The sequence below is a fragment of the Hahella sp. NBU794 genome (genome assembly GCF_050749805.1).
Taxonomy (GTDB): Bacteria; Pseudomonadota; Gammaproteobacteria; order Pseudomonadales; family Oleiphilaceae; genus Hahella.
Genome location: NZ_CP192738.1, coordinates 6,812,882 through 6,826,099, shown reverse-complemented (window position 1 = coordinate 6,826,099; position 13,218 = coordinate 6,812,882). Strand labels below are relative to the sequence as shown.

Sequence of the window (13,218 nt, the reverse complement as noted above, 5' to 3'; positions counted from 1 at the left end):
AAGTTAAGACGTGAAACGCGCTTTTGTCAGTGGATATGTCGAGCGTGTGAGGTCTTAGCCTTGCTTCAGCCAGTGACGGAAATCTTCCCGTTCCAGTAAGGGGCCGAAGCGGCCGTCTTCACGCAAAGCGGCTTCATCAAATTCATAGCTGAAACGTTCCTTCAAGACTTTCAGGGTTTCCCAGGCGATATCGAGCCGGTCAGTCTTGATGAGGGCGAAGGTCAGCGTGGAATAACTCGGTTCATAGTAAGAATCGCTGCGAATGGCTTCGTAGGAAAGACGAATCGCCTCCTCGTACTTTTCGTTGAGCAGTTTGACTCGCGCCAGCTCGTCCAGAATGCCTGCGTCCTTCAGCCCCGTCTGTTCAATCTGCGCCTGCAAGTGCTCCGCCGCCGCCTGATAATTTTCCTGGTTCAGGCTGCGGTAATAAAGCAGCCACTGATAGTTGGGGGAGGTTCCCAGACGTTCATTCAGTACGACGCTCTGCTCTATAAATCCCGCGTAATCGCTGGCGTTGAGAAGCGCCTCTGCATAGAGCAACTGGAGGTAGTCATCGTTGCGGCGCTCGTCTGCGAGGCCTTCAAAGACGCGATGAATCTCTGCGACATCGTCGGACTTGGAGACTTTGCCAAGCTGCAGGAGTAATGCCTGTTTGGTGGGATTGCTCTGCAGATTGATGCGATAGCTCAAGGACAGCCCTTGCGCGATGCGATAGCTCAGGTCGTACACCGACAGCCAGTTGTGGAAATCGGTAATCCGATATTCCCCTGATGCGTTTCTGCGATAGTAAACCGTCAAATACCCCAAGGCTTCGTCGTCCAACCGATAGGTAATTTGAGACTGCTCAGGATTAATACTGGCGATGTCGTAGTAACCGTTCTCCGACGGCATATCGAGAAGACTGCCGGCGACGATGGCGCGATAGTTGAATAGTTGCGTATCAATGAGCCGACTCTTGGCGCTGGGACGAAACGCGACGGGCAGATCAGAGCGATCGACGGCTTTGCCCAGCAGATCCCGCATGTCCACCATCTCGACGATCTTGTCGGCGTTGCGCAGGTTCAGAAGATCCCGCAATTGCGTGGCGAACTCATTGATGGGACGGGAAGGATACTCCCCTGGCGTTTCCTCCGCAGCGGCGGCGCCATCCGTAGATGCGGACTGCGTGGCGCAACCAACGATGAAGAGGGAAAACGTCAGAACGGCGAGTGTCGCGCAGTGTTTAACGAGCCATTTTGCGGAGCGGATCATTGCGGCGTCTCCAAACCATAAACCATTGATTGAATGGACGAGATGAAATCCGCAAAGCGTGACTTATCTGTCTCTTCGCTGCGCGTCACCTGATAGTAGTGCTCGCCGGAATCGTTGATCTGCTTCTTCAGGTCCAGGAATGACTGAGTTTCCGCCGCAGGCATGGCGGCGCGTTTGAATTCCAGCTCATGATGCAGGTTCAGCGTGCGGCCCAGATAGTCTTCCTGATAGAAGTAATTGAAGTAGTCGTTGCTCAGGCTGACCTTGGCGGCCTGATCGGTAAATTTAAGACTGTAGGGATATTCCAGGGAAATATCATGCACCACCCTGATTGGTCCCGGCAGCGTCAGCGGCCCTGAACGCCGCGTCACCGCGGGACTTTTTACGTACTCAAACAGCGAATAGGCGTAAAAGCGGGTCGCCTGTACGTCGTCCACGGGCGCATAAAATTCATTGATGCGGTAGTGCTCATCAATAACAAAGCGATTGTTATTGTTGTCGTCGGTGATTTGAACCGGCTCCAGCTGTTCCGCGCCGGGATACAGTTTCTGCATGTAATTCAGCATATCCTGGCTGAACTCGCGTATGGATTTATTGGCCAGACGCTGGCGCATACGATCCGCCTCAATGCCGGTGTACTCCGTGGTGATGAAGTGTTCCACCGGCGCGCTGTAATCAATTACCTTGAAGCGCTCGCGGGTGATCATGCTGGGAGTCGCCGCCACTTCCGGCAGACCGACTTTGACCAGCTCCCGTTCGCTGGGATGGCCGATGATCAGCGCTTTGCCGTAATCGTAGTATCCGAGGGTGCTCAACGAGCCTTTCTGGTAGCGACGGGTAGGGTCCAGCCAGTACCGCTGTCCATCCAGCTCCACCAGGGTGATGACATGGTCGAAACCGCCGGGCGAAGGCGCAATCTTATCGACGCCGGAGGCGATCTCCCAGGACACCAGGGCGGGGTAGGCGTCGATGCCGATGCTTCTGAGCAGGGACACCAGCAGCAGGGTTTTGTCTTTGCAGTCGCCGTAGCGGTTTTCGATGACTGTATCCGGCGCCCGGGGCAGATGAGAGTTCTGACCCAGCTCAATGCCCAGATAACGGATTTGTTCCTGTGCGAACTGCAGCGCGGCGATTACCGCCTGCTCTTTGGGCATGCTTTTCAGCTCATCCCGCAGGTCGCGCAGTTCTTTGGATTTGATGGGACGCGCCGCGTACAGAGGCTCCGCCCAGCGAATCACGCCATCCCAGTCCGGGAAATCCGTCAGACTGATAAAACTGCCCGGCTCATAATCCAGAGGGTAATCGCCTTCGTTGTAGTAGGCGGCGACATTGGCGTCATCCCACACGTAGGCTTTGGATTTACCGTAGGCGCTGATGGTGGGCTGGGTGTCGTATTTCACAGCGGACATGCGCAGTTCGCGATTGGGCGGCGCAATAACGCGGGTATAAAGGCGATGCACCGGCACCTGCCAGGACATGGAAATGCCCTGGAAGTAATGGTCGCCGAAGACGGGGTTACGACCGACGATGGAATAGCTGAAGTCTACAGCGTCGCCCACGCGAGTGCCTTTGACGAACACCACGCTGGTGACGTAACCGCTGAACATTTCCTGGTTCAGCTCAGTTTCTTCTCTGATTAAAGTGATGCTTTGCGGGTCCAGACGATCAATGACTTTGCCATCGCGAATAACGTTCAGCTTGTGCCAGACCAACTGCTGAAAGTCTGGGTTGAAGGTAACCTTGAGGTGGGAAATTTCCTCCAGGCCGTCCAGATTGTTGGCGCGTTCGACAAAGTGATAGAAGTATTGAGGCGAGCGCGTGGCGGCGCTGGTCTGGCGGTCCACCAGTAAGTACTCCACCGCTCCGTTGTCGTGTTCAGGAGCGGCAGGCGCCTGCACAGACTCCACCCACTTCGGAGCGGCGGAGATGTCGTAGGCGTAACCATTGGATTTAAATGTTTGGCCGTTGGCCTGGCAGGCGAGCATAACGCCCAGGGTGGCGAGAAGGCCATAAAGTCTGCCGGAGAAGCGATTCATTCGTCTTCCTTGTGAGTACATCAATCAAAAAAAGGGTAGGCGGCGCAGTTTACCACGTACCCGGCGGCATGTGAGTGGTCAAATTGTAAACAAATTAAGAATGTCGAGCGTTATTCCGCGGCGTAAACTTCTTCTCCTCGTAGCCAGGTCATCATGACCCGGGCCTGACGAATGACTTGGGGGGCGGCATCGAGAATATTTCTATCCAGCACGACAAAATCCGCAGACTTGCCAGCGCGGATGGAGCCGGTGATCGCCTCCAGTCCCAGGGCGGTCGCCGCGTTGATGGTGTAGGCGTCGAGCGCGGCGCGGACGTTGGGCAAGCCACGTTCCTTAAGCTGCACGGCATTGGCGATAGCGGCCATCGGATTGATCGGGTTCACGTTCCAATCGCTGCTGAGCGTGACATTGGCGCCGCTGGCGTATACCTCGCCCAGCGGAATGAGACGATGCGCCCGCTGCTTCCCAATAAGCGGCTCGGCCCAGCTATGATCCGCCGCGCCGATATAGTCAGATCCAACCTGAAAATCCGCATCCACCTGCAGCGCCTTGAAGCGGTCCAGATCACTCGCGTCCACCAGCTCCAGATGCGTCATGTTGTAGCGGCGCTGTGAGCCGGCCTGACGGGCGGCGGCGATCGCGTTGAGGCTTTCGCGCACTCCGCCGTCGCCAATGGCGTGGATATGCGCGCCATAGCCGAGGCGGTCCAGCTTGACCAGCCAGTCCTGCATGACCGCCTGGGGCAGGTAGTTAAGGCCATAAGGCGACTGCGGAAAGTAGGTGAAATCATAAGGCTGCAGAGTCTTCGCCGTGCCATTGACGAGAATGCCGTCGCTGTACATTTTCACTTGGTTGACGATCAACAGCCCGTTGGGGTCTGGATTGTAAATCGAACTCAGAAAGTCCAACTGCTCCTGTTGCGGCACATGAGGGTAAATCCAGGGTCGCAGCGAGACGCGGGCCGTCAGCTCGCCATCCGCCGCCACGGCGCGCCACACGTCATACCAGCCGCGCTTCCAGTACAGGCGACCGTCGCCGATGGTGGTGACGCCATAACGCGCGGCCTCCGCCAGACCACTTAACAGGCCGTCGTAGCTGACCTCAAACTTGTTGCGCAAACTGTTCCAGGCCTGCTCCATGACGATATCGCCGGCGTTGTCCACAATGACGCCATTCAGTTCGCCGGTTTCCGGGTTTTTCATGATCCTGCCCCCTTGTGGATCAGGCGTATCCGCATTGATGCCGGCGAGACGCAGGGCGACGGAGTTAACCCACATGGAGTGTGAAGTCTGCTCCATGATCATCACGGGGCGATCCGGGAACACGCTGTCGATCACTTGCAGGGGCGTGGGGCCTTCTCCGTCCAAGGTGGCGTCGATGGTATGGCCCCAGCCGATCACCCACTGGTCCGGCTGCGAGGTTTCACGACACTGGCGTAAGTAAGGCAGCTGTTCGCTGGGCGTCAGGTCCGGGGCGAGTTCGCAATCGCCGCCAGCGGAGGAAGCGGCCTCGAAGACATGATTATGGTTGTCGATAAAGCCGGGTAGCAGCAGCCTGCCTTTTATATCAATAACCTGTGTATTCTCATCCATTAACGATTCAATCTCCGCCGTGTCTCCCACTGCGAGAATGACGCCGTTGCGCGTCGCCACCGCCTGCGCCATGGGTTTCTGCGCGTCGGCGGTATAAACCACAGCGTTAATAAAGGCCAGATCGGCTGCGCCGTCGTTGGCAGTCGCCGCCTCAGTGGTTGCCGCGCATAAGGAAAGCGCCAGCGCAATCGGGGCGCATTTATGGATTGGATTCATTGAGTCGGCTCCTTGGGCCAGCATAGGGTGAAGCATGCGCCGCCTTGTCGGCTGTCGGTCACGCTTACGGTTCCGCCATGTAACGTGGAAATACTTTTTACAATCGCCAGACCCAGTCCGGCGCCGCCGGAATCCCGTGAGCGGCTGGGGTCGAGACGAGTGAATGGCTCGAAGACGCGTTGGCGTTTGCCAGGCGGCACGCCGGGGCCGTCGTCGTCCACTTGAATTTCGAAGTGAGTATCGGTCAGGCGCCAGCTGATTCTGACGCTGTGGTCGGCGAAACGGGCGGCGTTTCGGATCAGGTTCACCAATGCGCGGGAGAATAAGCGTCGATCCGCCCACACCTGAATTTCCTGTGTGGTCGGCTCCGCTGGCGTAATGAACTCCACCTGAGGATGCATCTTGCGTTGTTTGGACAGAATCTCCTCCACTACATCCAATACGGCGACTGGCTCACATTGCAGGTCGCCGCGGCCATGCTCCAGTCGGGAGTAGCTGAGCACTTCTTTCACCAGGCCGCTCAGTTCATCCAGCGCGCCGCTGATCTCCTGATGCAGTGTGCGGATATTTTCCGCATCCGGGGCGTTTTTCGTGGTTTCGTCATCCGCCAGATCCAGCGCGAAGCTGATGCGCGCCATCGGGCTGCGGAACTCGTGAGCGACGCCATGCAGCAGGTCGCGCAGATCGTCATAGTGGCGGGCGCGGCTTTCTTTTTCCCGGGCGATATGACGTTCCACGGTTGACGCCTGCTTCAGCAATTCCGCTGGCGCGTCGGCGGACTGAATGGGACCGGTGGGGCCATTGAAGAGACCGTTGATGCGACGCAGTGCGGCGCTGACCTGGGAGATGGATTCCCGCAATGGCCGCTTCACGCTGGCGAGGAGCAGGTACAGGACTACCGCCAACAGGCTCAGGTAAAGAACAACGTAACCCGCCAGCCAGCTATAGAAAGAACCTCCGTCGCCTTGCTCTTTGAATACCGCCTCCAACGTCATATTTTTGTCAGGGATGGCGGTTTGCACGCTCCAGGAATCCGGGGAGCTGCGCTCCGTCACCAGATATTCGCCCGCCATCAGGCGACGACGCTGATCAAGGGTCAGACTCATGTCCTTGTTCTCCAGAATGGAGTATTCGATCAGCTCATAAGAGGGCTGTAGCGCTATGTCCGCGCTTTCCAGCAGGTCCGAGGCGGCGGCCAGCAAACGGTCGCCCGCCGCAGTGGCTTCCTGCTCGGACAGCTCCGCGGCGACTTCCCGCAAACCTTCTCCTGAATGACGACGGGATTCCTCGGCGGAAAGCGCGCTCTCCCACCACAACAGGGGATACGCCCAGTCGTAAGCGATAAAGCATACGCAAAACAACAACGCCAGGGCGGCGTAAAAACGCAGAAACATGCTCAACTCTCCCTTGTATCGGCGTCGTCGACAAACAGATAGCCTTCTCCGCGGACGGTTTTGATTATGCGCGGGTGTTTGGGATCGTCGCCAAGACGTTTGCGAATACGCGAGACGCGCAAGTCGATGGAGCGGTCAAGTCCGTCATACTCCAGGTTGAATATTTCCCGATACACCAGGTCGCGTGAGATCACTGAGCCCGCCTGCCTGGCGAGGTAATAAAGCAGGTTGAACTCCGCCGTGGTGAAGTCGATGGCGTTTCCGGCTTTGACTACCGTTCTGGCGTTGGGATTGATGACCAGATCCCCGATATGAACGGCTGCGCTTTCCTGTGACGCAGCGGCGTCCGAATCCTGTGCGGAGTAGGTTTCGACGCGACGCAACTGAGCGCGGATATGCGCCAGCAGCACCCTGGATTTGACCGGTTTGGCCAGATAGTCATCGGCGCCGACCTCCAGTCCGGCGACTTCGTCGATGTCGTCATCCAGGGAGGTCAGCATGATGATGGGGCCTTTATAGTGCGTTCTGACTTCCCGGCACACTGATAAACCATCCATGCCCGGCAGCATGACATCCAAAATAATGAGTTGCGGCTGATTGCGCTCCAGCCAGGCCACGGCGGACTCTCCGTCGTGAATCACATGGACGGAAAAGCCGTTCTGCTCCAGAAACTGGCGAACCAGCCGGGTCAGGCTTTTGTCGTCATCCACCAGTAGCAGCCGCTCAGTTACTTTCATGCTTCGTTTTCTCCATTCTATTTCCGCTGACATCAGGCCAGCGCCCGGGCTATGCGTCGTCACCGGGCGCGCGTTCGCATCAGGGCCCGGAGTGGATAACCAAAGGGTTATTGATATACAGGCTTTCCCACTCCTGTAGCTCCGGGTCGGTCAAGGGTAAGGAAAAGGTCGCCCAGTGGGCCTTTTTGCGGCATAAATCCGGCTTCAAGCGCACTACTGTCAGATCTGGACCTTCCCAGAAAAGCCGGAAATCATCCCGCCGCGTGCATCCTGTACTCTTAACGCTGAAGACCAACTGATCCAGTTGAATCGACACGGACTGCAGCACGGCGGGTCGGCTCAGGGGAACGCCGGTTTGCGGCGTCTCTGTATCTTCGGCGTATCCTGACGTCGCCGCCATAGATAACGTCAGTCCAAGGGCTAATATTATTCTGCGGTGCGCTTTCGTTCTTTGGTAAGAATAGCAATCGCTCATTGCGGCGACCTCCTGCATTTGGATTAACGATGGCTGCTCAGGCTGCGGCGCGCCAGCCATAGCAGGGCGAGAGCCGGCAACAGAAAGCCCATGGCGCCGCCACCGCCTTTTTTACCTTGGCTGTCAGAAGCGTTCAGGGCGATGGCGCGAATATGGGCGCGTTTGTTTTCGCCCGAGGTCTGTTCGGTGACGTCCTGGAACGACCAGGACACTGTATGCTGGCCATCGTTCAGGGTGTGACTGATTCGCTTATATTCGCCTTCCGCTTTGGCGTCAAATATGCGCTGGCCATCGATGTATAAATTGAGGTCCTCGGCGGCGCCATTATCGATTTTCCATTCGAAGCTGAAAACGCCTTTGCCGCTAAAGTGGGTTAGCAGCAACGACTCGCTTTTATCCTCACTCAACTCTGCGGTCAGCGTCTGCTTGCCGTCTTCTTCGCGCTGAGTCCAGTCGCCTTCCTGGCTCTGTCCCCAAACGAAGGTGGCGTTTTGCCCCAGTTTGAAGTCGGCGCTGTGGATGGACTGCGCCGAGAAGACGTAGGTCCAGTTCGGATGCGCGCTGTCCGTGCTATTGATTGTCAGCTTCGTGGTTTTACGCCCGGTTTCCGCGAACTGGAGCGTCAGGACCAGATTACAGACGGCGCCGGGTTTCAGCATCGCATTGTCGCAGGCGGCGGCGTCAATCTGATAGCCGCTGTCTCCGGATAAGCTGAGCCCCTGTAATACCATGTCTTTTTGGCTGTTGTTGGTGAGCGTCAGCGTCTTCTGCAGCTTGTAGCCGGCGCTGATCTGTCTGAAGTCTGTCTGGTTGATTGCAAGACCGTCCGCCTGCGCCATTTGCTCTTTGATCCACGTATTAAAGGTGGCGACCCGGGCGTAAACACCGGGAAAACCAGCTTTGGCGCAGCCTTCGCCAAAACTGACTACGCCAACCTGAGTCAGGACGCCATGGTTGTCCCATAGCATGGGGCCGCCACTGTCGCCGTCGCAGGTATCTTTTCCCCCCTTTGGGTAGCCGGCGCACACCATGGTGTTGTCTATCTTTCCTCCTATTGCGCTATAGGCGGTTGCGCACCCGGCCTGATCGTAGAGAGGAACCTCTGTCTGGCGCAGCTTGTCAGGATAGTCGGCGCCGTCAGCGGACATATTGCCCCAACCCATGACTTTAAACGTGGCGCCGGCGGTCAGCGACGCCATTGTTGCTTCGTCCGCCAGGGGAATGACCGGATGTTTGACCGCTTCTTTCAGCTCCAGCAGCATCAGGTCGCCATAAGGATCGCCCAGAGCATGCACAAAGCGTTTTACGCCGACGCGCTGTTGTCCTTTGTCCTGCGATTTGAGATCAAAATCGCCAGCGACGACGAACACCGAGTCAGCCGGCTCGTCGCCGATACAGTGCGCGGCGGACAACGCCCAACGTTCCGCGATCAGGCTGCCGCCGCAAAAATGATCGCCCAGGGTCGAATTCTGGATAGACAGCATCCAGGGATAGCCGCCGGCTGATTGATCGCCGCCGATGATTCTGGCCGTAACGGGTTCCTTCGCAAGCGCGACGTGAGACAGGGCGACCATGCCAAGCATTGCGCTCAAGGACAGAACTTTATGAGGACTCATTCCAAACTCCACTTCAAAAACAGATTTACGCTTTTCCCGGCGTAAGCTAATTTGTTGGTGCGGCAGCGCCCACCGACGGCGCTATTTAAGTGGCTGGCCATGTAGAGCTCTATCTCGGTTTTGTATCAGAACGTACAGGAACGAGGGAGGCGGTGGGGCGACGCTTGTCAGGAATGAATTCAGTAACGCTGATTTAAGGTGGACAGGATAGTGACGACGTTAGAGCATGATCGGACTTTGGGCATCGCAGACATTGCGCAAGCCAAACGCAGAATACACGGGTATACCCTGGAAACGCCGTTAGTCAGCTCGTCTTTGCTGAACCAGTGGCTGGGACATGAGGTTTATTTCAAAGCTGAATGCCTGCAGAAAGTCGGCGCGTTCAAGGCCCGCGGCGGGTGCAACACAGTGCGCTGGCTGCTGGAGAACGGTCGCAGACCAGAGCGCATCATCGCCAACAGCTCAGGCAATCATGCGCAGGCGGTGGCCTGGGCGTCGAGTTTGTTTGGCATCCCATCGACGATTTTCATGCCGGAGAATGTCTCCCGGGTTAAAGCACGCGCCACGGAGTCCTATGGCGCCGAAGTCGCCTTGTGCGCGACCCGCGCCGAAGTGGACGAGCGAGTGCTGGAAGCGGCCAAAGACCCCGGCGTGTATTGGATTCCCCCCTACAATCACGAGCAGGTCATCTGCGGTCAGGGCACTGCTGCTTATGAGGCGCTGCATGAACTGGGGGAAGTGGATGCGGTGTTTGCGCCCTGCGGCGGCGGCGGGTTGGTTTCCGGCACATTGATTGCGACGCGGGCGCTTGCGCCGAAAGCGGAGGTGATCGCGGCGGAGCCCTTACAGGCCAATGATGCGGCGATTTCTCTACGGGAAAACAGGATTCATCGCTTGAGCGCCACTCCGGACACCTTGGCCGACGGCGCCAGAACCCTGGCGGTGGGCGACATCACTTTTGAATATATTCGACAACTGGACGCCCTGTATGAAGTAGAAGAGCAGCGCATTGCGTTTTGGACGCAATGGTTGACGCACTTGCTCAAGCTGCATATCGAACCCACCAGCGCCATGACCATGGACGCCGTGCGCCAGTGGCTGAAAGGCCGCAGCGGCAAAAAGCGCCTGCTGGTGATCCTGACCGGCGGCAACGTCGATCAGGGAATGATGTCGGCGCTGTGGCGGGACAATTATCTCAATGAGTTCGAGCTTTAACGCCGAACGCGTCGCTTAGGCCTTTAGCCCAGGCGACGCGTGGACTCTCTGATCACCAGCTCCACATTCAAATTGACGGACTCCGCGCCTTCGCCGCGAATCAGGCGCAGCAGCCGCTTCGCCGCGGTTTGCCCGACTTCGTAAACCGGTTGCCGGATCGTGGTGAGGGGAGGGGTGGTGTAGGACGACATGGGCAGATCGTCGAAGCCGATCAGAGACATGTCCTCAGGCACGCGGATGCCCCGGCGGTACAGGGCCAGACGGGCGCCGTAGGCGGTCTGATCGTTGGCGCAGAAGACGGCGCTGAAAGAAACGCCTTTGTCGAGCAGCCGGTTCATCGCCATCAGGCCGCCGGGCTCGATAAAGTCGCCTTGCGCCAGCAAGTCTTCGTCAAAGGCGATGCCCGCTTCTTCCAGCGCCATTTTGTAGCCATGCAGCCGGTTACTGGCGTCGTGCTGTTCCTGCGGGCCCTGAATATGCGCGATTCTGCGATGACCCAGAGAAATCAAATGCTTGGTCGCCAGGTAACCGCCCATGCGGCTGTCTATAAAGATAGAGGCGGCGTTATCCGAGTGGGCGGTATGCCCGACGGCGACGATGGGAGTCTGTGAGGCCAGATCCAGAATCTGTTCGTTGTTGAGATTGCCGGTCAGCAGAATAATGCCGTCCACCCGTCGTGCGATCAGCAGGCGGATGCGTTCAATTTCGCTCTGGCTGTTCCAGTGGCCGCTGGCCATCAGTGAGGCGTAGCCTGATCCCTGCAGGCCTTCCTCAATGCCTTTGAGCAGCTCGTTGAAGAAGGGGCTTTCCACCGCCTGAGTGATAACGCCAATCGTCATCGACTGGCCGCTTTTGAGGCTTTGCGCCAGCACATTGGGCTTGAAGTTCAGGTCCTCAATCGCCCGCTCCACGGATCTGCGTTTGTCATCGGATACCCGGGCGGTGCCGTTGAGAATACGGGAAACGGTGCTGACGGAAACACCCGCCCGCTTCGCCACTTCGGTGACGGTGGAGGCTGCCGGCTGTGCGCCGAGTCGCTTCTTCTTTACTGTATTTTTTCTGATTGTCTGTTCCAAGCTAAACTCCCATAGCCCGTCGAAATCCTGTCATTCCCTGGAAGATATGCGCATACGTCACTCTTCACTTCGCATGCGGCCGCTGAATCGTATAAGAACGGATTCGTGCCCGGCGTGTGCTCGTACGGTTCTGATAATAAATGAAATTTCCGGATATTTTCATTTTTTTATTGACAAGCGTATTTGCACGACGTTATAAAATTGCTGTGTTTGAAAACGTTTTCATTACGTTTTTGTCAAAATAACACAGTGCATTGATGAATAGAATAAGCACAAAAACCAACCTCGATGTAAGGGCTCCGGCCCAGGAGAATAATAAGATGAAGATCATGCATGCTCTTCTGTTGAGCGCGGCCATGTCGGGAAGCGTCGCCGCGCAAACCGTGACTCTGGAAGTGGCTTCATTTCCAGATCTGGACAGAGGCATTAAAGCCGCCATACCGTTATATCAGGAAGCGCATCCTGACGTGGAGATCAAGCTGGTCAGTCTGGCTTTCGGCGATCACCACAATGCGATGACCACCTCTCTCGCCACCGGCTCCAACCTGCCTGACGTCATGGCGGTGGAAGTCGGATTTATTGGCAAATTCGCCGCGTCCGGCGGCATTGAAGATTTATCCAAGCCTCCCTACAACGCCATGCAATATCAGGATCAATTCGCCAGGTTCACCCTTCCGCAGGCCACCGGCGGAGAAGGCAATCTGGCGGCGATTCCGGTGGATATCGGTCCGGGCGCTTTGTTTTACCGCCAGGACCTGCTACAAAAGGCGGGAGTGGATGAAAGCGCTTTCTCAAATAATTGGGACGCTTTTATTGAGGCGGGGAAAAAAGTGAAGGAAAAAACCGGCGCGTACATGGTGGCGCACGCCGGCGACCTGAAGGACATCATCATCCGTTCGGATCTGGAAGACGGTGAAGGCATCTTTTTTGACAAGGAAAACCACTCCCTGGTGACCAGTCCCCGCTTCGAAAAAGCGTTCAAAGTGGCGAAAGCGGCTCGTGACGCCGGCATCGACGCCAAGGTCAAAGCCTGGACCAGCGAGTGGACGGAAGGGTTGCGACGGGGGCAGATCGCTACGCAGATGATGGGCTCCTGGGTGGCGGGGCATCTCGCCAACTGGATTGCGCCGGAGTCCGCCGGACTGTGGCGCAGCAAGCAACTGCCCGACAATGTCTACGCCAGCTGGGGCGGCTCTTTTTACGCCATTCCCGCCAAGGCGCAGCACAAACACGAGGCGTGGGAATTTATCCGCTTTCTGGCGTTGAACAAAAGCATGCAGCTGGAGGCGTTTCACAAGCTGGATGCGTTTCCCGCCCTGGTTACGGCGCAGAACGATCAGTTTCTGCAACAGCCCATCGAATTTCTGGGGGGACAAAAGGCCCGGGTTCAGTGGAAAGAAGCGGCGGATCGCATACCCGCCATTACTGTGAACAAGTACGACACCATCGCCGATGAGATCGTCAACGCCGAGCTGGATAAAGTGCTGCTGCACGATAAAGATATCAAGGAAGCGCTGGCGGATGCGCATAAGCTCATCAAACGCAGGGTCCGCTACTGAGCGGGCCTGAGATGCGCGAACAACCAAAGTCCCTGTCAGACTTAGTGGAGG

The 13,218-nt window shown here is 57.1% G+C and carries 10 protein-coding genes; 2 read left to right on the top strand and 8 right to left on the bottom strand.

Annotation, left to right across the window (positions count from 1 at the left end; genetic code table 11):
• Positions 1–54 precede the first annotated feature (54 nt).
• The 7 genes from ACQYWX_RS30080 to ACQYWX_RS30050 form a co-directional block, all read right to left on the bottom strand.
• Entirely contained in the window at positions 55–1,251 is a 1,197-nt protein-coding gene (locus ACQYWX_RS30080) for a tetratricopeptide repeat protein (protein WP_431687370.1), read from the bottom strand.
• The gene (locus ACQYWX_RS30075; protein ID WP_431687369.1) at positions 1,248–3,287 is read right to left on the bottom strand and encodes a DUF3857 domain-containing transglutaminase family protein; all 2,040 of its coding nucleotides are present in this window, start codon (positions 3,285–3,287) and stop codon (positions 1,248–1,250) included. Before ACQYWX_RS30075 ends, ACQYWX_RS30080 begins: the two co-directional genes overlap by 4 nt.
• A gap of 110 nt (positions 3,288–3,397) precedes the next feature.
• Complete coding sequence (locus tag ACQYWX_RS30070; protein ID WP_431687368.1) at positions 3,398–5,095, bottom strand: amidohydrolase; 1,698 nt, start codon at positions 5,093–5,095, stop codon at positions 3,398–3,400.
• A complete protein-coding gene (locus tag ACQYWX_RS30065; protein WP_431687367.1) occupies positions 5,092–6,489 on the bottom strand; it encodes a sensor histidine kinase in 1,398 nt (465 codons plus the stop codon). The genes ACQYWX_RS30070 and ACQYWX_RS30065 overlap by 4 nt, the downstream gene beginning before the upstream one ends.
• Positions 6,490–6,491: 2 nt before the next feature.
• The gene (locus ACQYWX_RS30060) at positions 6,492–7,226 is read right to left on the bottom strand and encodes a response regulator (RefSeq protein ID WP_431687366.1); all 735 of its coding nucleotides are present in this window, start codon (positions 7,224–7,226) and stop codon (positions 6,492–6,494) included.
• A gap of 79 nt (positions 7,227–7,305) precedes the next feature.
• The gene (locus ACQYWX_RS30055; protein ID WP_431687365.1) at positions 7,306–7,701 is read right to left on the bottom strand and encodes a hypothetical protein; all 396 of its coding nucleotides are present in this window, start codon (positions 7,699–7,701) and stop codon (positions 7,306–7,308) included.
• 23 nt (positions 7,702–7,724) lie between these two features.
• Complete coding sequence (locus ACQYWX_RS30050; protein ID WP_431687364.1) at positions 7,725–9,317, bottom strand: trypsin-like serine protease; 1,593 nt, start codon at positions 9,315–9,317, stop codon at positions 7,725–7,727.
• Between the two features lie 210 nt (positions 9,318–9,527).
• Here ACQYWX_RS30050 and ACQYWX_RS30045 point away from each other — a divergent pair, with 210 nt between their 5' ends.
• Positions 9,528–10,532 (top strand): serine/threonine dehydratase, encoded by a 1,005-nt coding sequence (locus tag ACQYWX_RS30045; protein ID WP_431687363.1) that lies wholly within the window; start codon positions 9,528–9,530, stop codon positions 10,530–10,532.
• 23 nt (positions 10,533–10,555) lie between these two features.
• Here ACQYWX_RS30045 and ACQYWX_RS30040 read toward each other — a convergent pair whose 3' ends face one another.
• Positions 10,556–11,608 (bottom strand): LacI family DNA-binding transcriptional regulator, encoded by a 1,053-nt coding sequence (locus tag ACQYWX_RS30040; protein WP_127974236.1) that lies wholly within the window; start codon positions 11,606–11,608, stop codon positions 10,556–10,558.
• Positions 11,609–11,928: 320 nt separating this feature from the next.
• Here ACQYWX_RS30040 and ACQYWX_RS30035 point away from each other — a divergent pair, with 320 nt between their 5' ends.
• A complete protein-coding gene (locus ACQYWX_RS30035; RefSeq protein ID WP_431687362.1) occupies positions 11,929–13,167 on the top strand; it encodes an ABC transporter substrate-binding protein in 1,239 nt (412 codons plus the stop codon).
• Positions 13,168–13,218 lie beyond the last annotated feature (51 nt).